General features: G+C 47.5%; 18 protein-coding genes. 6 read left to right on the plus strand and 12 right to left on the minus strand.

The annotated features are described in order from the left end of the window. Positions 1-86: 86 nt before the first annotated feature. The 3 genes from OH455_RS18015 to glyQ form a co-directional block, all read right to left on the minus strand. The gene (locus OH455_RS18015) at positions 87-1337 is read right to left on the minus strand and encodes a valine--pyruvate transaminase (protein WP_269982298.1); all 1251 of its coding nucleotides are present in this window, start codon (positions 1335-1337) and stop codon (positions 87-89) included. A gap of 224 nt (positions 1338-1561) precedes the next feature. Then, on the minus strand, positions 1562-3628 hold the full coding sequence (gene glyS / locus OH455_RS18020) for a glycine--tRNA ligase subunit beta (RefSeq protein WP_269982299.1): 2067 nt from the start codon (positions 3626-3628) through the stop codon (positions 1562-1564). 2 nt (positions 3629-3630) lie between these two features. After that, positions 3631-4554 carry a glycine--tRNA ligase subunit alpha gene (glyQ, locus tag OH455_RS18025; protein WP_006957480.1) on the minus strand — a complete coding sequence of 308 codons (924 nt, stop codon included), beginning with the start codon at positions 4552-4554 and terminating at the stop codon, positions 3631-3633. Positions 4555-5032: 478 nt separating this feature from the next. Here glyQ and OH455_RS18030 point away from each other — a divergent pair, with 478 nt between their 5' ends. Beyond that, positions 5033-5587 (plus strand): TMEM165/GDT1 family protein, encoded by a 555-nt coding sequence (locus tag OH455_RS18030; protein WP_269982300.1) that lies wholly within the window; start codon positions 5033-5035, stop codon positions 5585-5587. Between the two features lie 208 nt (positions 5588-5795). Continuing rightward, on the plus strand, positions 5796-6056 hold the full coding sequence (locus OH455_RS18035; RefSeq protein ID WP_269982301.1) for a hypothetical protein: 261 nt from the start codon (positions 5796-5798) through the stop codon (positions 6054-6056). Between the two features lie 54 nt (positions 6057-6110). Here the strand turns inward: OH455_RS18035 and tusA are convergent, their stop codons facing one another. Next, a complete protein-coding gene (gene tusA / locus OH455_RS18040) occupies positions 6111-6359 on the minus strand; it encodes a sulfurtransferase TusA (protein ID WP_038514221.1) in 249 nt (82 codons plus the stop codon). Between the two features lie 134 nt (positions 6360-6493). On the opposite strand from tusA, the gene OH455_RS18045 reads away from it, so the two are divergent. Further along, a complete protein-coding gene (locus OH455_RS18045) occupies positions 6494-6679 on the plus strand; it encodes a hypothetical protein (RefSeq protein ID WP_269982302.1) in 186 nt (61 codons plus the stop codon). A 157-nt stretch (positions 6680-6836) separates the two neighbouring features. Beyond that, positions 6837-7778: a LysR family transcriptional regulator gene (locus OH455_RS18050; RefSeq protein ID WP_045973961.1), complete on the plus strand. Its 942-nt coding sequence runs from the start codon at positions 6837-6839 to the stop codon at positions 7776-7778. Between the two features lie 62 nt (positions 7779-7840). Here OH455_RS18050 and acuI read toward each other — a convergent pair whose 3' ends face one another. The 6 genes from acuI to ilvG form a co-directional block, all read right to left on the minus strand. After that, complete coding sequence (acuI, locus tag OH455_RS18055) at positions 7841-8821, minus strand: acrylyl-CoA reductase (NADPH) (RefSeq protein WP_269982303.1); 981 nt, start codon at positions 8819-8821, stop codon at positions 7841-7843. Positions 8822-8993: 172 nt separating this feature from the next. Further along, the gene (gene ilvA / locus OH455_RS18060; RefSeq protein ID WP_269982304.1) at positions 8994-10541 is read right to left on the minus strand and encodes a threonine ammonia-lyase, biosynthetic; all 1548 of its coding nucleotides are present in this window, start codon (positions 10539-10541) and stop codon (positions 8994-8996) included. Positions 10542-10544: 3 nt separating this feature from the next. Further along, positions 10545-12386 carry a dihydroxy-acid dehydratase gene (gene ilvD / locus OH455_RS18065; protein WP_269982305.1) on the minus strand — a complete coding sequence of 614 codons (1842 nt, stop codon included), beginning with the start codon at positions 12384-12386 and terminating at the stop codon, positions 10545-10547. A 13-nt stretch (positions 12387-12399) separates the two neighbouring features. After that, the gene (ilvE, locus tag OH455_RS18070; RefSeq protein ID WP_206371209.1) at positions 12400-13344 is read right to left on the minus strand and encodes a branched-chain-amino-acid transaminase; all 945 of its coding nucleotides are present in this window, start codon (positions 13342-13344) and stop codon (positions 12400-12402) included. Positions 13345-13356: 12 nt separating this feature from the next. Continuing rightward, positions 13357-13641 carry an acetolactate synthase 2 small subunit gene (gene ilvM, locus OH455_RS18075; RefSeq protein WP_045973956.1) on the minus strand — a complete coding sequence of 95 codons (285 nt, stop codon included), beginning with the start codon at positions 13639-13641 and terminating at the stop codon, positions 13357-13359. Position 13642: 1 nt separating this feature from the next. Next, entirely contained in the window at positions 13643-15289 is a 1647-nt protein-coding gene (gene ilvG / locus OH455_RS18080; RefSeq protein ID WP_269982306.1) for an acetolactate synthase 2 catalytic subunit, read from the minus strand. 504 nt (positions 15290-15793) lie between these two features. Here ilvG and OH455_RS18085 point away from each other — a divergent pair. Further along, a complete protein-coding gene (locus OH455_RS18085; RefSeq protein WP_269982307.1) occupies positions 15794-17317 on the plus strand; it encodes a YifB family Mg chelatase-like AAA ATPase in 1524 nt (507 codons plus the stop codon). Between the two features lie 36 nt (positions 17318-17353). Here the strand turns inward: OH455_RS18085 and OH455_RS18090 are convergent, their stop codons facing one another. Beyond that, entirely contained in the window at positions 17354-18340 is a 987-nt protein-coding gene (locus OH455_RS18090) for a DUF2860 domain-containing protein (protein ID WP_269982308.1), read from the minus strand. A gap of 176 nt (positions 18341-18516) precedes the next feature. On the opposite strand from OH455_RS18090, the gene OH455_RS18095 reads away from it, so the two are divergent. Then, on the plus strand, positions 18517-19404 hold the full coding sequence (locus OH455_RS18095) for an acyltransferase (RefSeq protein ID WP_045973952.1): 888 nt from the start codon (positions 18517-18519) through the stop codon (positions 19402-19404). A 56-nt stretch (positions 19405-19460) separates the two neighbouring features. Here OH455_RS18095 and OH455_RS18100 read toward each other — a convergent pair whose 3' ends face one another. Further along, on the minus strand, positions 19461-20081 hold the full coding sequence (locus tag OH455_RS18100; protein WP_269982309.1) for a thiol:disulfide interchange protein DsbA/DsbL: 621 nt from the start codon (positions 20079-20081) through the stop codon (positions 19461-19463). Between the last annotated feature and the right edge of the window lie 23 nt (positions 20082-20104).

Below are 20104 nucleotides of genomic sequence, written 5' to 3' on the forward strand. Positions count from 1 at the left end.
TGGCTTTAAATAGCCAAATAGATCGGGAATAAGAGTGAAAGAGCACCATCTAGGTGCTCTTTTTTGATCTAACCGAAGCAGTTTACTTAGGCTTCTTGATAAGCTTTCTCGACTTCTTCAGCAATAATCTTGATACCTTTCTGCATCATTTCGTCTTCTTGGACATAATTCATGCGCAGACATTGGTGTGCGTGCTCCCAGTCATCTTCCTGACCAATAAAGAAATACTCACCTGGCACGATTAACACGCCGCGTGCTTTCAGTCTTTGATATAACTCCATAGTGGTGATTGGCAGCTCATCAAACCAAAGCCATAGGAACATCGCCCCTTCTGGTTTGTGAATGCGAAAGCGTGAGTCAGTGATGGCCGTTTGCAGCAGTTCGACAGCTCGCTGAGACTTTTGCTTGTAAAATGGTTTGATAACATTGGTGCTGAGATTCAGCAGGTCATCATTCTTAATCATATGATGACCCAACGCAGGGCCCAGACTCCCTGGAGCCAAACTGATGATGCCATTCATATTGGTCATGGCCTGAGTCACCTCTTCACTGGCAATCACAATCCCGCAACGTACACCTGGAAGGCCGAGTTTAGACAGGCTCATACATAGGATGGTGTTTTCGTTCCAGAATGGCTGAACATCTTCAAAGATGATATTCGGGAATGGCAGGCCATAGGCATTGTCGATGATGAGCGGAATGTTATTTTCGCGCGCCAGTTTATCCAGTTTATGGATTTCTTCATCAGTGAGCACGTTGCCGGTAGGGTTAGTTGGGCGTGATGCACAAATGGCGGCAACTGAGTCATCGACTTTGAGCTGTTCGAAATCAACGTGGTATTTAAACAGGCCATTGTCGAGCATTTCAATTTCTGGATGGTAAGAAACAAAGATATCTTCATCAACGCCTGCATCGCCGTAGCCAATGTATTCAGGCGCTAAAGGCAGCAAGATTTTCTTATGCGAGCCATCTGGCTGCTTACCCGCCAGCAGGTTGAACAGATAAAAGAAACCGCTCTGACTGCCGTTGGTCAAGCTGATGTTTTTTTCTGATATGTTCCAGCCATAAGTGTCTTTTAATAACTTGGCCAGAGCTTTTACAAACGCGTCTTTGCCTTGCGGGCCATCATAGTTGGCCATGGCGGCCACGAGGTCCCCGTTGGCGAGCATCTCCTCACTGGCTTGGCGAAAGTATTCGAGCATGGCTGGAATAGCGGCTGGGTTACCACCTCCGAGCATGATCGCACCTGGCGTGCGCAGGCCGTCGTTTAAGTCATCCATTAAACGCGTGATACCGGAATACTGATTGAATTTTTCACCAAACTTAGAGAATTGCATTTGTAGTTATACCTAATTCATTGTGATTGCTTTACGTGTCATAGTGACTAGTCGAAGCTAGTCATTCTAAGACTCACCTTGAGCGTAGTAGTCTAAGGATAATCGGATAATCCCTGAACATACCTTAATGTGGTTACGAGGCAAAGCACAAAATTCCGTCACTGATAAAAACAAAGCCCAACTCCGAGGAGTTGGGCTTTGTAGAACCTATATTGTTCGAAATATTACTTCTGCAGAAGTGAAATATCCGCGATCTGTAGGAATAGGTTACGCAGGTTATTCAGTAGCGTTAGACGGTTTTTCTTCAGCGCTTCGTCGTCTGCCATTACCATGACGTTATCGAAGAAAGCATCTACTGGCTCACGCAGGTCTGCAAGCTTGCTTAGCGCTTGTTGGTAGTTACCCGTTGCGAACGCTGGTTCTAGCGCTTCTGTCATTACTTCAACGCTTTCTGCTAGTGCTTTCTCTGCGTCTTCTTGTAGCAGCGATAGATCGATGTCTGCTGCTAGCTCACCATCGAACTTGGCTAGGATGTTGCCTACACGCTTGTTCGCCGCAGCCAGAGCTTCTGCCGCTTCCAGTTCACGGAAGTGAGAAACCGCTTTAACACGTTGGTCAAAGTCAGCTGGCTTGGTTGGACGATTCGCCAGTACCGCTTGGATGATATCCACGCTGAAACCTGCATCTTGGTACCATGCGCGGAAACGACCTAGCATAAAGTCGATAACATCAGCTTCTACGTTGTCGTTGGTCAAACGGTCACCAAACAGAGATTTTGCTTTCGCGATTAGGTCTGTGAGGTCTAGGTTGTAGCCGTTTTCAACGATGATACGCAGTACACCTAGAGAGGCGCGGCGAAGTGCGAATGGGTCAGAACCCTTAGGTGCTTGACCAATACCGAAGATACCAACAATCGTATCTAGCTTGTCAGCCATTGCGACAGCAGATGAAATACCAGTGCTTGGCAGTTCGTCACCAGCGAAACGAGGCATGTACTGCTCGTAAAGTGCCAGTGCAACTTGCTCGTCTTCACCATCGTGAGTCGCATAGTGCATACCCATTACACCTTGAGTATCGGTAAATTCGAATACCATAGATGTCATTAGGTCACACTTAGCCAGTAGGCCTGCGCGCTTAGATTTCTCAACGTCAGCGTCGATTTGCTCAGCGATGTAGCCAGCAAGCTCTGTGATGCGGTCTGTCTTGTCTTTGATAGTACCAAGCTGCTTCTGGAAGATCGCTTGCTCTAGTTCTGGCAGGCGGTCGATAAGAGGACGCTTACGGTCAGTGTTAAAGAAGAACTCAGCATCCGCTAGACGTGGGCGTACTACCTTCTCGTTACCTTCGATAACATAACGAGGCTCTTTCGATTCGATGTTAGAAACAAAGATGAAGTTTGGTAGTAGCTTCTTGTTTTCGTCATACACTGGGAAGTACTTCTGGTCACCTTTCATGGTGTAAACCAGCGCTTCAGAAGGCACCTTTAGGAACTCTTCTTCGAACTTCGCCGTCAGTACCACTGGCCATTCAACCAAAGAAGTCACTTCTTCAACTAGGTCATCTTCGAGATCAGCAACACCGCCAACGGCCGCTGCTGCTTTTTGCGAGTCAGCAAGGATGATCGCTTTACGCGCTGCGTAATCTGCCATTACTTTACCGCGCTCTTCTAGGATCGCTGGGTATTGCTCTGCAGATTCAATCGTGAATTCTTGCTCACCCATGAAGCGGTGACCACGGATAGTGCGATCTGATGCTACGCCTAGGATTTCACCTTCGATAAGGTCAGAGCCCATCAGCATAGTCAGTGTTTTAACTGGGCGGATAAACTGAGTAGTCTTGTTACCCCAACGCATTGGCTTAGCGATAGGCAGGCTACCCAGTGCTTTAGCTGCTAGGTCGACAACGATTTCAGACGTTGCTTGGCCTTTCACTTCTTGTTTGAAAAGAAGCCATTCGCCTTTGTCTGTGACGAGACGGTCAGCTTGCTCTACTGTGATGCCGTTACCACGCGCCCAACCTTGAGCCGCTTTCGTCGCGTTACCGTCCGCATCGAATGCGACAGAAACTGCTGGTCCACGTTTCTCAACCACTTTGTCCGCTTGGCCTTCAGCCAATGCAGCAACTTTGAGTGCTAGACGACGAGGAGCGGCGTACCATTTCACGCCTTCGTGTGCTAAGTCTGCACCTTTAAGCTCCGCTTCGAAGTTTGCTGCGAACGCTTCCGCTAGGGTGCGAAGTTGCGTTGGTGGTAGCTCTTCTGTACCCAGTTCAATTAGAAATTCTTTTGCCATGATTACTTCTCCTCGCCTTCTTTCTTACACATTGGGAAGCCAAGAGCTTCACGTGATGCGTAGTACGCTTCTGCAACCGATTTAGTCAGGTTGCGGATACGAAGGATGTAACGTTGGCGTTCTGTTACCGAGATAGCTTTACGTGCATCAAGAATGTTGAATGCATGACCCGCTTTAAGAATGCGCTCGTAAGCTGGAAGCGGCAGTGGCTTCTCAAGCTCAAGTAGCTCTTTAGTTTCTTTTTCACATTGGTCGAAGAAAGTGAATAGGAAATCGACGTCTGCGTGCTCGAAGTTGTACGTAGACTGTTCCACTTCGTTCTGGTGGAAAATGTCACCGTAAGTGACTTTGCTGCCGTCTGGTGCGATGTTCCATACGAGATCGTAAACTGAGTCTACTTCTTGGATGTACATGGCGAGACGTTCGATACCGTAAGTGATTTCACCAGTTACTGGTTTACACTCAAGGCCGCCAACCTGCTGGAAGTACGTAAACTGAGTCACTTCCATGCCGTTTAGCCACACTTCCCAGCCTAGGCCCCATGCGCCTAATGTTGGGTTTTCCCAGTTATCTTCGACGAAACGAATGTCGTGAACCAGAGGATCGACACCAAGTACTTCTAGAGAACCTAGGTACAGCTCCTGAATATTGTCTGGCGATGGTTTTAGCGCTACTTGGAATTGGTAGTAGTGCTGAAGACGGTTAGGGTTTTCACCGTAACGGCCATCGGTCGGACGACGTGAAGGTTGTACGTAAGCTGTAGACATTGGCTCTGGGCCAAGCGCTCGTAGACAAGTCATTGGGTGAGAGGTACCCGCACCCACTTCCATATCTAGCGGTTGAACAATGGTACAACCATTTTGAGCCCAATAATCCTGCAGCGCGAGGATCATTCCCTGGAAGGTTTTGATATCGTATTTTTGCATAAGTCAGGTTCGCGCGATTCTTCTGTTGCTGTTATTGATCAAATGTTCGCCGTAGTCATGGCGATTTCTATCACTTTCAGCACATTAATATAATGAAAATAACAATCAAGTATACCCAGATATTGCGTAGGGGAGTAGGGCTAATCTTGATTAATTCCTAGTCAGAATTCTCCTTTAATGGATTTTTAATGGCTTATTCGTCCAAATTTTCCTAAAAGGAAGTTTTTGACCACTTTGTTACTTGAGAAATGACATAGAGCTGGATAGAATTGCCTGAGTCTTTGGGGAGTAGCTTACTAACACAATCAACCTGATTGTTTGGTTCGTTCGTCAACATAATTGGTGCACAATCACCATGGCGCTCGAGACTCATCGTCTGATGGGTTTAGCAAGACCTTAGATAAACATCGTGAACCGGGGTGGGGCACGAGGTTTGTCTTAGGTTTAAAATAATTATCCCTGCCTCAATGAGCATGTCGTGAGCGTTTTAGCTATTTCAATTACCACTGTCGCTTTAGCCGAAATTGGTGACAAAACCCAGCTATTGTCTTTACTGTTGGCCAGTCGTTATCGAAAACCGATACCGATTATCGCCGCAATTTTCTTCGCTACTATTGCCAATCACGCCCTTGCGGCTTGGTTAGGCGTGGTTGTGGCCGACTATTTATCACCTGAGGTGCTTAAGTGGGTTGTGGTGGCAAGTTTTCTCGCTATGGCGGGTTGGGTGCTAATCCCAGATAAGTTGGATGATGACGATGAAATTTCCAACCGAGGACCGTTTGTTGCCAGCTTCATTGCGTTCTTTATCGCTGAAATTGGTGACAAAACTCAGATTGCTACCTCTATCTTAGGGGCTCAGTTTGCCGACGCGCTGACGTTGGTGATTATAGGTACTACGTTGGGTATGCTGGCAGCCAATGTTCCCGTGGTTTTGATTGGTAAATTGTCGGCTGATAAAATGCCGCTCAACCTGATTCGTAAGCTGACCGCTCTGCTATTTATCGCTCTATCGGTAGGTGCAGCATTCTTGTAGAAATGTCGCTAAAGTGTGGGAAAAATCGGATATCTGGTGGAGAAATGCGATAGATCAAACTCTGTGCTAAATTCGTGTAAGGGCGTGATCGTTGACATATTAGTGTCATACTTGTCATGCTAACTTAACGGTGTGAATGATGTTACTCAAGGTCAGAAGAATTCTGTTTTTTCTTCAAACACCTAGAGTATAGCGAGAGGGCAACATTATGCTTACACGTTATATGGGGATGACCCCAAAAAGTCAGAGTTATCTATTCACTTTCGGCTTGGTACTGTGTTTACTGGCAATGGTACTGACCGACATGTGGCTACCGATTGTTGCAGGTTCATTTGTGTTGACCGCATTGACGGTTGAGGCCTGGATTCGAGTCGCGCACATTATCCCAATGCATGAAGAAATGCGGGCAATGCGAAAACAGCTGAAAAAATTACAATCTGAAGTCCACACCATTGAATATGACGAATAAACAAACGGCTGCTCCAGGCAGCCGTTTTTCATTTCAATGAGTTTAGCGTTAACGCTAATCCATTCCTTTCTTGATCAGATACTGATAAGGCAGTTCTTCGGTTTGAGCCGCAATTAGCTGGTGATCCATAAAGCGGCAGAAGCTCGGAATGTCACGTGTGGTGGATGGGTCATCGGCTTTTACCAGTAGAATCTCACCCTCTTGCATGTTACGGATTGTCTTCCTGACCATCATCACTGGCTCTGGGCAGCGCAGTCCTTCTGCCTCTAAAGTTTGGGTCGCCTGTTCTGAATTGATTGTCATGGTCATATCTTTATTACCTCAATAGGAGGTAGATAATACTGGTGAAGAAAAAATATTCAATAACCCCTTGGCAAAGCGATCAAATTGTTTTAACTTAGTTAACAAGTTGGTAACATTTGAAACAAGGAGCGCTTATGTTGACAGCTTTAGATCGTCTAACCATCTATTCCGTGCTGTGCTTTATTTCTTTTTGCGCACTTGTTTTACGTACACCAGCAGAATCGTCGTTTATGCCTTTGTTCGGCATGGTTGCGACGGTTGTAGGTATTTGGCTCGAGATGCATCGCTGGCCGAGCGCATCTGAAGAGCAAGAAAATTGATGGTTGAACTTCCAACAACCATTCTCAATTGTAACTACGCTCAATTACATTCCGACACTATCCCCATTTTTCTTGGGCTTCCCCGCTGAAAGGCGGGATTTTTTTTATCTAAAGAGTACAATTCAATAAATATACCCTTCATTTTAAGTGGCTATTTGTGGAATTAGAAGACATCTATCGCCGTGATCTGAATTTGCTGGTGGCGTTGCGGGTTTTAATCGAAGAGTGCAGCGTGAGTAAAGCAGCACATCGGCTTAATCTTAGCCAGTCTGCGATGAGCCGAGTGTTAGGTCGGCTGCGTGATATGCTGGGTGACCCCTTGTTTACACGTCAGGGGCAGCATCTGATTCCAACCGAAAAAGCGCTCGAGGTCGACAAAGCACTGGGAGAGCCGTTGGAGTCGCTGCGTCAGGTGTTGTCTCCGATTCAAACTGAACCGCAAAGCTTTGAGAACACCTTCAATATCGCCACCACTGACTATGCGATGCAGACTATTCTGCCCTTTGCTTTGCCGCGTATTTATCAGGAAGCGCCCAATGTGTCGATTAACTTTCTACCTCTGCAACATGACCGATTAGCTGATCAGTTGACGTATGAGGGAGCGGATTTAGCCATATGCCGACCTATTGGTCCAGTGGAGCCATTGCAAAGTGAAATTCTCGGTCGTGTAGGGGTTTTATGCCTTTTATCTAAACAGCACCCGTTGGCCAACATATCACTCAGTTTAAAGGATTACCTTACCTATCCACATGCGATGATCGCCATCAGTGATGGCGTCAAAACGTTAATTGAGCAGGCTCTGGTCGATCAGCCAAAACGAAAAATGGTGCTGCGGGCTTATCATCTGGAAGCGGCATTGGCCATTGTGGATACCATGCCGCTGATTATTACGGTGCCAGCGGATTTAGCTTATCTGGTTGCAGAGCGTTACGACTTGGCGGTTAAACCTTTGCCGTTCCAGTTCACGCCGTTTGATTATTCGATGATCTGGCATGCACGTTGCGAGCACTCACCGGCACAGGAATGGCTGCGATCTGTGGTGAGAGAAGAGTGTAGTCGCTTGATTGCCAAACGTATCGCAGACATGGGATTGGATTAACACGATTTCTATCGATACAAAAAGAGCCAGCAATGCTGGCTCTTTTATTTTGAATCTTAGAATTACAGCTTAATCACAACGCGACCTGTTACTTGACCGTTAGTGATGTCTTCTGCGTACTTTGGTGCATCGGCAAGAGCTACTTCAGTACAGGCTTGCTCAAAGTAGCTTTCAGGCAGTAGTTCAACCAGTTTTTCCCAAGCGGCGATACGCTTCTCTGTTGGGCACATCACTGAGTCTATGCCTTGCAGGCGAACATTACGCAGAATAAAAGGCATCACGGTTGTTGGTAGGTCAAAGCCACCAGCCAAACCACAAGCAGCTACTGCGCTGTTGTAATCCATTTGCGCCAGTACTTTAGCCAGTACTTTGTTGCCCACGGTATCAACGGCGCCAGCCCAAACTTGTTTTTCCAGCGGACGTGCGGGTTCTTCAAACTCGACGCGATCAATAATGCGGCTTGCGCCCAGTTTTTCTAAGAGAGGACCATTTTGTTCAATGCGGCCAGTCACCGCTGCTACTTTGTAGCCGAGCTTAGCCAGTAGCGTTACCGCTACTGAACCCACACCACCACTGGCACCTGTGACCAGAATTTCACCTGACTCAGGTTTGACACCAGCGTCGATCAGCGTTTGAACACAGAGCATGGCAGTAAAGCCAGCGGTGCCGACCATCATGGCCTTTTTGCTGTCGATCCCTTTTGGCAGTGGTACCAACCAGTCAGCTTTTAGGCGCGCACGTTGAGCCATCCCCCCCCAGTGATTCTCACCCACACCCCAGCCAGTTAACACGACTTTATCACCGACTTGGTAGCGATCATCATCTGAGTGGGCAACGGTGCCTGCCATATCGATGCCCGGTACCATTGGGAAGTTGCGGATGATCTTACCTTTGCCTGTGATCGCCAGACCATCTTTGTAGTTGAGTGATGAGTAATCGACATCGATCAGTACGTCGCCTTGAGGCAATTGTGCTTCGTCGATTTGTTCTACAGAGGCGATGGTGCGTTTTTCTTCTTGGTTTAGAATCAGTGCGTTAAACATAGATGGTCTCCACTACGCGGTAGCAAACATTTAAAAACTGATATTGAGTGTAGACTGAAAGTTACTATGACTAAAATGAAACTTTAGCATTATATACATGCATACAGTGCATTGCCGAAAGTCGCATTGGGTCGCAAAGAAAAAGCCAGTCACCTGACTGGCTTTTTGATGATTAAGAAAGGAAAAACTGATACGACGGGTTGTCGGTTTCGTCTTTGCATTGATAGCCCAGCTCTCGCAAATGGGCGGAAAAGCGCGATAAGTCGGCTTCATCCAGTTCAAAACCACACAATACTCGACCATAGTCGGCACCATGATTGCGATAGTTGAACAGACTGATGTTCCAATGTGTACCTAATGTGCTGAGGAATTTCAGTAATGCACCTGGGTACTCTGGAAATTCAAAGCTGTATAGGCGTTCTTTAAGCTGCTTCGATGGTTTACCACCAATCATGTAACGAATGTGCAGTTTGGCCATTTCGTCGTCTGACAAGTCGACCACAGGGTAACCACCTTCACGCAGATCGTGAATGATGTGTTCCAGCTCTTCCTGCCCACCTTGTAGACGGACACCAACAAAAATGTTGGCCAAATCGTCATCGTTGTAGCGGTAGTTGAACTCAGTGACCGCTCGTCCACCAATCAGGTTACAGAACTCAAAGAAAGCGCCTTGGCGTTCTGGAATCGTGACTGCCAGCAGGCCTTCACGTTTTTCACCCAGTTCACAACGCTCAGAGACGTAGCGCAGACCGTGGAAGTTCGTGTTTGCACCCGATAGAACAGTACCTAGGTTGCTGTTCTTAAGCTCGTTTTGCTCAGCGTACTTCTTCAAACCAGCTAATGCTAGCGCGCCAGAAGGCTCTGCGATAGCACGCGTATCTTCAAAGATGTCTTTGACCGCGGCGCAAATCTCATCGCTGGAAACGGTAATGTGCCCATCAAGGTATTTTTGACACAGGCGGAAGGTTTCTTCACCGATGCGTTTTACCGCGACGCCATCAGCAAACATGCTGACCTGATCGAGAACGACGGGCTCACCAGCATCTAAAGCGGCTTTAAGACACGCTGAATCTTCAGGCTCAACTGCAATGACTTTAATTTCTGGCATCAGTTGTTTGACCAGCACTGCCACACCTGCTGCTAAACCTCCGCCACCAACTGGGACGAAGATATGATCGAGGTGACCATTCTGTTGCAGCATCTCCATGCCAATGGTGCCTTGGCCCGCGATCACTAATGGGTGATCAAAAGGAGGCACAAACGTATAGCCATGTTGTTCAGATAAACGCTCGGCTTCTGCTTTGGCTTCATCAAAGTTATTGCCGTGCAGTACCACGTGACCGCCAAAACCACGAACCGCTTCGACTTTAATGTCAGGTGTGGTTTTTGGCATCACAATCGTAGTTTTTATACCAAGCTTAGTGCCGGAAAGCGCCATGCCTTGGGCATGGTTACCCGCTGAGGCGGCAATCACGCCAGCGGCCTTCTGCGCTTCAGACAAACTGGCAACCATATTGTAGGCGCCGCGCAGTTTGAACGAATGAACTGGCTGGCGGTCTTCGCGCTTGATTTGCACCTTATTGCCAATTCGTTCACTCAGGCGTGGCATCTCCTGCAGAGGCGTCACCGTTGCGGCTTCATAAACCGGGGCTCTTAAGATATGGCGCAGATAGTCTGCGCCAGTCTGTTGAGCTTTCCCTGAAAAGAGAGAATCAGACATAAGCTAGTCCTCTAGCTTAGATTTGTCTCGTACCGCCCCTTTGTCAGCACTGGTTGCCATACTTGCGTACGCTTTGAGTGCAAAAGAAACTTCACGTTGACGATCGACTGGCTTCCAGCCCAGTTCGTCTTGTTTTGCACGGCGCTCAGCAAGTTCCTGCTCTGAGACTTCTAGAGAAATAGAGCGGTTTGGAATATCAATCGCGATCATATCGCCCTGTTTTACCAGACCAATCGCGCCACCATTCGCCGCTTCAGGTGAAGCGTGACCAATGGACAGGCCAGACGTACCGCCAGAGAAGCGACCATCCGTCAGCAGTGCACACTCTTTACCAAGCCCCATTGATTTCAGGTAAGTGGTTGGGTAAAGCATTTCCTGCATGCCTGGGCCCCCTTTCGGGCCTTCATAGCGGATTACAACCACATCGCCTGCTTTTACTTTGCCGCCTAAGATGCCTTCAACGGCATCTTCCTGGCTTTCAAACACTACAGCAGGGCCAGTGAATTTATGGATACTTTCATCCACACCAGCGGTCTTCACGATACAACCATCAAGGGCGATGTTACCTGACAGAACTGCTAGGCCGCCTTCTTGGCTGAAGGCGTTTTCTTTGGTGCGGATACAACCTTCTGCCCGGTCGTCATCAAGGCGATCCCAGCGGCAATCTTGCGAGAACGCTTTGGTGGTACGAATACCTGCAGGGCCTGCGCGGAAGAACTTGAGTACCTCTTCATCTTCGGTCTGGATGATGTCGTATTGTGTTAACTGTTCTTTCATTGAAAGACCGAGTACGGTGCGTGCGTCATTGTGCAGCAAACCTGCGCGATCCAGCTCGCCGAGGATAGCCATAACACCACCCGCGCGGTGTACGTCTTCCATATGGTATTTCTGAGTAGATGGTGCCACTTTACATAGGTGCGGTACTTGGCGAGACAGGCGGTCGATATCTTCCATATCGAAATCCACTTCGCCTTCTTGAGCTGCCGCAAGCAGGTGGAGAATGGTGTTGGTTGAACCGCCCATCGCGATATCCAGCGCCATTGCGTTTTCGAATGCATCAAAAGTAGCGATATTGCGTGGCAGCGCCGATTCGTCATCTTGCTCGTAGTAACGACGTGTCAGTTCAACGATACGTTTACCAGCGTTGATAAATAGTTCTTCGCGGTCTGCGTGTGTCGCTAGCATTGAACCGTTACCTGGCTGAGAAAGACCAAGCGCTTCAGTCAGGCAGTTCATAGAGTTGGCTGTGAACATACCTGAACATGAACCACATGTCGGACACGCGCTGCGTTCGATCTGTTCACTTTGCTCGTCTGAAACTTTCGGGTCTGCACCTTGGATCATCGCATCAACCAAGTCTAGCTTGATGATTTGGTCAGAAAGCTTAGTTTTACCCGCTTCCATTGGACCGCCAGAAACAAATATTACTGGGATGTTAAGGCGCATTGACGCCATGAGCATTCCCGGAGTGATTTTGTCACAGTTGGAGATACATACCATGGCATCGGCACAGTGAGCATTCACCATGTACTCTACTGAGTCAGCGATAAGCTCACGTGATGGCAGTGAGTAAAGCATGCCGCCGTGGCCCATTGCGATACCATCGTCAACCGCGATAGTATTGAATTCTTTGGCGATACCGCCAGCTTTTTCTATTTCACCGGCGACCAGTTGGCCCATATCTTTGAGGTGAACGTGGCCCGGTACAAACTGAGTGAATGAGTTCACAACTGCGATAATTGGCTTACCAAAATCTTCATCTTTTACGCCAGTTGCACGCCACAGTGCACGAGCACCCGCCATGTTACGACCGTGAGTGGTGGTTGCTGATCTGTATTTAGGCATCTTACTACTTCCTTTATTTTGCCGCGTCTGCTGGGTAAACGTAATCTAACCAGCCCCACTTATCTTCAGTGGTGCCGTTGAATAGTCCAAAGTAAGCTTCTTGCAGCTCTTTGGTGATAGGGCCGCGTTTACCGCTGCCTACGTCAATTTTATCTATGGTTGCAACAGGAACGACCTCTGCTGCAGTACCTGTCATAAACACTTCATCTGCGAGATAGAGTGCTTCACGAGCAATATTTGCTTCGCGTACTTCGTAACCTTTGTCACGAGCAATAGTCATGATCGAATCACGAGTGATGCCCGGAAGGATGGCACTGGTTGCTGGTGGCGTGGTGATCAATCCATCTTTAATCACAAAGATGTTTTCACCTGCGCCTTCAGACAAATAACCATCAACACTTAATGCAATACCCTCATCGTAGCCATGACGACGTGCTTCACCGCCAACCAGCAATGAAGAAAGGTAGTTACCGCCAGCTTTCGCTGCGGTTGGAATGGTGTTTGGCGCCGCGCGGTTCCAGCTGGAAATCATTGCATCGACCCCTTTTTCTAAGGCTTCTTCACCTAGGTAAGATCCCCATGGGAAAGCCGCGATGATAAGGTCCATTTCGGTGCCCTGCGGGGGACACACCCCGAGGCCAACATTGCCAACAAAACCTAGTGGGCGAATATAAGCACTATCGAGTTTGTTCTCGCGCAGTGTTTCGCGCGTCGCTTCCATGATTTCATCCACGGAGTAAGGGATAGGGAAACGGTAGATTTTGGCTGAATCTTTCAGTCGCTTTGCATGCTCACGATGGCGGAAGATAATTGGCCCTTTAGGCGTGTTGTAGCAGCGCACACCTTCAAATACTGAAGTGCCGTAGTGCATAGCATGAGTCAGTACGTGAACATTTGCTTCTTTCCACGGTACCAGCTTGCCATTAAACCAAATGTAATCCGCTGTTGTAGTAGCCATTATTGCCTTCCTTTATGCACAAATTTGTTGTTGTAGGTTGTTATTTGGTAGCTCGTCACTAGCGATTTGTGTTACCTCAACTGTGCGCACATCCCAGAGCTTTTCAATCTGATTGGTCAGAAAGGAGATAGGACGATCGCTGTCGACGATGATCTCCACACTGGCAATCTTGCTCTCATGATTCTGTGTACCTGCAACTTGTCTAACAATGAAACCACGATGGCGAACAACACGAAGAACACGCTCCAGCAGCACAGGTTTATCGTCTGCTTTTATGTCGATTAGATATCTTTCCATCTTATGTGTTCTCCAGCATGTCATTGTTAGAAGCACCTGGCGGTACCAGTGGCCACACATTTTCTTCTTCGTCGATCAAAACGTGCAGCAAGTACGAGGTTTCACTCTCCAGCATTTCCTGAATCGCTGGCTCAACTTCTTCTTTTGTTGTGATCGTTTTACCAGGAATATCAAACGCTCTTGCTAAAGTGATGAAGTCCGGATTGTCATCCAGAATCGTTTCACTGTGGCGACCATCAAAAAACAGCGATTGCCATTGACGTACCATGCCTAAACGTTGGTTGTTCAATAGAACGATTTTGACCGGAATCTGGCGACGTTTTAGCGTGCCCAGTTCCTGAATGTTCATCATGAAAGAGCCGTCACCTGTAATAAGGATAGACTGATCATCCGGACGTGCGACCGCGGCACCCATAGCGGCAGGAAGGCCAAAGCCCATGGTGCCTAGGCCTGCAGATGTGATGAAGTTCTGTGGGTCTCGGGGTTGAATATGTTGCGCTGCCCACATCTGATGCTGTCCCACATCGGTTGAGACCATCGAACTATCAGGCATCATGTCGGACAACTTTTTGAGCAAGCCCGGAGCAAAAATGAGATCACCTGGGTGGTCGTAACGCCACTTAAATCCACTACGCAGGCTTTCACTGTGCTTGACCCATGGCGTGATGTCTTGAGTCAGTTCGAGTTGAGGAAGAAGGGAATTGATATCACCACGCAGTGGCGCATGGGCGTGACGCAGCTTGTTGATCTCAGCAGCATCAATGTCGATATGGATAACGCGAGCGTGAGGGGCGAACGTTTCTAGCTTACCTGTCACTCGGTCATCGAATCGCGCACCAACCGCAATCAGCAGATCACATTCTTGCACGACTAAGTTAGCGGCTTTAGTACCATGCATACCTAGCATGCCAAGGTAATGCGGATCGTGACGTTCGATAGTACCTAAACCTTTTAGGGTGCTGACCGAAGGCATTGGGTTTAAACGTAAGAATTCGCGAACGGAGTCTGTGGCTTTACCCAGTTGAACACCACCACCAACATAAAAGACAGGACGGGTACTTTGTGAAAGAAGCGCCTGAGCGGCAGAAACGGCTGCTGCTTCAGGGACGGGATTCGTTGGTGGAGTGAATGGAGGTAAAATACTAACTGGAGCTTGAGCCAACTGAACATCTTTAGCGATATCGACAATCACTGGCCCTGGTCGGCCTGTTTTGGCCACTTCAAACGCTTCGGCTAAAGTGGGTGCCAGATCTTCAATCTCAGTCACTAGGTAGCTGTGCTTGGTGCAGGATAGCGACATTCCTATCACATCCATTTCCTGGAAAGCGTCTGTTCCGATGTGAGAACTGGCTACCTGACCTGTTATCGCCACCATTGGGATCGAGTCCATAAACGCATCGGCCAAACCGGTTACAAGGTTGGTTGCGCCGGGGCCGGATGTTGCCATACAGACTGCAACGTCCTGAGTTGCACGCGCCATACCGATAGCGGCCATGGCTGCACCTTGTTCGTGACGGCAAAGGATGTGCTCGACGCCACCATCATACAGTGCATCATAAATTGGCATGATAGCACCGCCTGGGTAGCCAAATACGGTTTTTATGCCCTGTTGTTTTAGTGCGGCTACGACTAATTCAGCACCTGTCATCGTAAGCCCCCTTGGCTACCTAAGTAGCAATGTTGTGTTGTTGTGCACGTCATGTGCGCTCCCATTCTTCCTGCCAGCTCGCGGCTGAGCTCTTTATTTTTCTGTCTATCTGACTGAGTCAGTGTTTATTTTGTCGCTGATTTTCAGCGTTAAAGTTGAAAAAAACCCCCGGACTTTTCAGTGCGGGGGTTTTTTTGAATTTGGTGTTTTATTTTTCGCCCACCAGCCCCCGCGCGGAATCAATAATGACCACGATAATCAGGACAATCAGTGCGTTAATGCGGGCGTTGAAATTCATATTCTTTTCTATTGTTGTGCTTACGTAATAAGGTAAGAATTTGTCTACGTCATTAGTGGTAACATAGAATTCCGTTACATGACAAGCAAAAAGTCATTCTTTTTTCACATTCTCTCATCATCTCATCACGCTATATAACAAGATTGTTAGAAAAGTGTGCAAATTATCAAACAGATAAATGAATAGCAGAGAGTGTAGGGAAAGTTATGGGTCTAGCCATTATTTACAGTCGCGCATCTGTGGGGGTCGAAGCACCACCTGTGACGGTAGAAGTGCATATCAGCAATGGAATGCCGGGGTTTACTCTGGTGGGGTTACCAGAAACTACTGTCAAAGAATCACGCGATAGAGTACGCAGTGCAATTATCAATTCTCGCTTTGAGTTTCCAGCTAAGCGAATCACGGTCAATCTTGCGCCTGCAGACTTGCCCAAGGAAGGAGGACGTTTTGACCTACCCATTGCTCTTGGTATTCTCGCCGCTTCAGAGCAAATTCCAGTCAACGGCTTGGCGGAAAAAGAATTTGTTGGTGAACTGGCTTTGTCGGGTGAGCTGCGAGGAGTGAAAGGGGTATTGCCTGCAGCGCTTGCAGCCAATAAAGCACAGCGAAGCTTGGTCGTGCCGAATAGCAACGGGGATCAAGCCGCCTTAGTGGGTGAAGAACAGCATAAATCTGCTCAAAGCTTACTGGAAGTGTGTGCCGATCTTTACGGTCAAAAAAAACTGAGCCTACATCAAACGCCAATGGTAAATCTAACGATGAATAATGGGCGTGATTTACAAGATATCATTGGCCAGCAGCAAGGCAAGCGGGCTTTGGAGATTGCCGCAGCAGGAAACCACAATTTGCTATTTTTAGGTCCACCAGGGACAGGGAAAACTATGCTTGCCTCGCGCTTGTGCGATTTGTTGCCGGAAATGAGTGACGAGGAAGCTATGGAAACCGCGTCTGTTGCGTCACTGACTCAGCAGGAAATCAATGCTCTGAATTGGAAACAACGCCCTTTTCGTGCACCACACCATTCGAGCTCGATGGCCGCTTTAGTGGGTGGCGGTACGATTCCAAGGCCAGGAGAAATTTCTTTGGCGCACAATGGATTGTTGTTTCTTGATGAAATGCCAGAGTTTGAACGTAAGGTGCTTGACTCGCTGCGCGAACCATTGGAGTCTGGCGAAATCATTATCTCTAGGGCTCAGGGTAAAACTCGTTTTCCTGCACGTTTTCAACTGGTGGGCGCTCTTAACCCTAGTCCTACGGGTTACTACGAAGGCAATCAATCGAGAGTAAATCCGCAAACGATTTTACGTTATTTGGGTCGATTATCTGGCCCTTTGCTCGATCGTTTTGATATGTCGCTAGAGATCCCAGCATTGCCCAAAGGTACCCTAGCGGAAGGTGGTGATCGTGGTGAGCCCACAGAGGTCGTTAAGCAAAGGGTTGTTAGTGCTAGAGTGTGTATGTTGGAGCGTTCCAATAAGGTCAATGCGCTGTTGGGTAGTCGAGAAATCGAGGAGTACTGCCCACTGAAAAAAGAAGATGCGCAGTTTTTGGAAAGTGTTTTGCACCAGCTCGGGTTATCCATTCGAGCTTACCACCGAATTATTAAGGTTGCGCGCACCATTGCGGATTTAGACGGTAAGCCACAAATAGATCGTCATCATCTTGCTGAAGCTTTGGGGTATCGAGCAATGGATCGTTTACTCAAGCAATTGACGGCTCAGTCAGTGTAAAGAAAGCCCGCGTAATGAGGCGGGCTCAGTCTTTACCTAGAATTGGTAGTTCATACCAACAGAGAACAAGTATTGGTCTTCATCGTAGAAGTCGATGTTGGCATCTGTTTTTGAGTAACCAGCAAACGAAACCAATGACCAGTCTTGCCAGCCCATGAACTCTTGGTATTCGTATGCAGCGAACAAGCTCAGTTCATCTTCGTCACGTGTTTTGCCGTAAATCGGGTTAGACGCATCGTAAGAGCGGTTGGTGTACCCAGCAGTCAGTGCGAACTGGTGACGGTTCACGATCTTAAAGTAACTTAGCTCACCACCAACTGAATCGAGTGAGTTGGCATCACCATCGGCATCGGTTTTGATGTAGGTTAGTGAGGGTTGTAGGAACGACGTGCGAGTCAGCGGCAGGCGATAATCCCCTTTTAAGTAGATCGATGAAGCGTCACGTTGTAAGGCCCTCCTCTCTGCGGTTGTTAGAGAGCTGTCACTGGCTCCAGACTTCTCATTGTCTATGTCACTGGTAGCGTACGCAGTATCCAAGCTGAAGTTGGACCCCATAATATTGCTGAACTTAAGACGGAATGCGTTGCCTGTTTCGTCTGTGGTTTGGCGTTCTTGACCCGTCAAAAATGGGTCAGACCACGTTTCGCCTGACATAATGGTTGGAAGGAATGAGGCATCAATCACCATGCCCGATGAAAGCTGCTGTTTGTAGCCCAGCTCTAAAGCTAGAGTACCGACAGCAATATCTTCACGAGCCATACCTACGTAAAACTGTTTGTCTAGATTTGCACCAAAGGTATAGGCTAGGCTGCCAAGGGGCAGAACTAGAGAACCACTATCTGAAGACGCGGTTTGATTGACATTATTAATGGTTTTATCGCCATCGGTATTAAAGTTTGAAGTACTAGAGGCAAATCCAGCACTGAGTGACACTTCACCACTAAATCCTGCTTGTTCTGATAGCTGAGCCATGGTTGGAAGGGCAACCAGCGACAGGACAGCTAGAGAGAATTTGGCTTTCATTGAGGGTTCTCCTTGTTATGAACCGTTGCACTTTGTAAGTGGCAGTGGTCATCGAACTAATCTGACCATCGTCAGAGTGATTCCAATGTGGTTAAGGAATTGTATAATTACACGCTGTTTTATTATTCATAAATGAAACGTTGTAAATTCTATCTTGGATCTCATTAATAAGCGTTATGTTTGCATACCTACTCCTTGTACTGAATGTGACTCTAGTCATCCTTAACTCAGCTTTTTGCTCGGTCGCCATTTGTATCATTGCTTTGATTAAAGTCGTGTTACCAACAAGTAAATTGCAGGCAAAATGTACAGCAATGGCCAACTGGATGATGTGGCTGTGGGCAACCATTAATTCAGCTATTCTTTCTTTGTTTAATCGTGTCGAGTGGGACATCGAAGGTGGTGAAAGTCTGACAAAGGATGGTTGGTATCTGCTGATCAGCAATCACCTCAGTTGGACGGACATCGTGGTGTTATGCTGTGTATTCAAAGACCGCATTCCAATGCCAAAGTTCTTTCTAAAGCAACAACTATTCTACGTTCCATTTATAGGTATGGCTTGTTGGGCGCTCGATATGCCGTTTATGCGCCGTTATTCGCGAGAGTATTTGCTTCGCCACCCAGAAAAGCGTGGTCAAGACTTGGAAACGACCCGTCGATCTTGCGCTAAGTTCAGGCACACACCGACGACTGTGGTGAATTATGTGGAAGGCACACGTTTTACCCAGCAGAAGCAGAAAAAGAGCAAAGCGGGCTATCAGCATTTGTTACAGCCTAAAACAGGGGGGATGGCTTATACTTTGGCGGCAATGGGCGATCAGTTCGAAAACATCATTGATGTCACTTTAGCCTACCCGGAAAACACCGATAAGCCGTTTCGCGATATTTTGATGGGGCGCATGACTAAGATTGTTGTGCGCACCAAGGTGATGCCTGTGGACGAAAGCGTACGTGGAGATTACTTCAATGACAAGCCGTTTAAACGCCAGTTTCAGCAATGGTTGGGCGGCGTATGGAAGGACAAAGATGAACTGCTAAAAGAGATTCATCAAGACAACAAGTAAACCCATCAAACAACAAAAAGGGAGCCAAGGCTCCCTTTTTTACGTAATCAACTTCATTACTTTTTAGTCAGTAGGAAGTTAACCAGATCGAAATATTCGTCAATGGTTTTGATACTTTGTGCCTGAACAAGGTACTTATTGTTTACGACAACTGCTGGTACGCCAGATAGGCCGCTGTCTTTAAACTGCTTGTCGAAGCGGCGCACCATAGAGTCAACGGCAAACCCTTTGAATGCCGAGTCAAATTTTTTCGCATCAATGCCTTCGTCTAGGAAGATTTGACGTAATTCTTCATCATTTTTTGGTGGCTTACGCATGTTATGAATACGGTTAAACATGACTGGCACCATTTTGTCTTCCACTTTTAGTGCTACCATGGTCGCGTAAGCTTTGCTCATCGACTCACCCATGCTACCACCCATGAAGGAAACGTGATTTTTCTGGAATTTAGCCCCTTCTGGAAGTTGAGCTTTTAGCTGTTCGATGATGGGCTCAAACGTATTACAGTGTGGGCAGTAGAAAGAGAAAAACTCGGTTACCGTTGGCTTTTGTGAAGCCTTGCTGAGAGAAGCTGAAGGAATATCAAGAACTTGATAATGTTCACCTTCTTTGAATTGAGCGGCGTGAGCAGAAAGGCTCAACATAACAGTTGCGACAAGTGCAAACAGCTTTTTCATTATTGACTCCATGTTTGTCATTT

The organism is Vibrio sp. T11.5, from assembly GCF_027587155.1.
In the GTDB taxonomy this organism is placed as follows: domain Bacteria; phylum Pseudomonadota; class Gammaproteobacteria; order Enterobacterales; family Vibrionaceae; genus Vibrio; species Vibrio neptunius.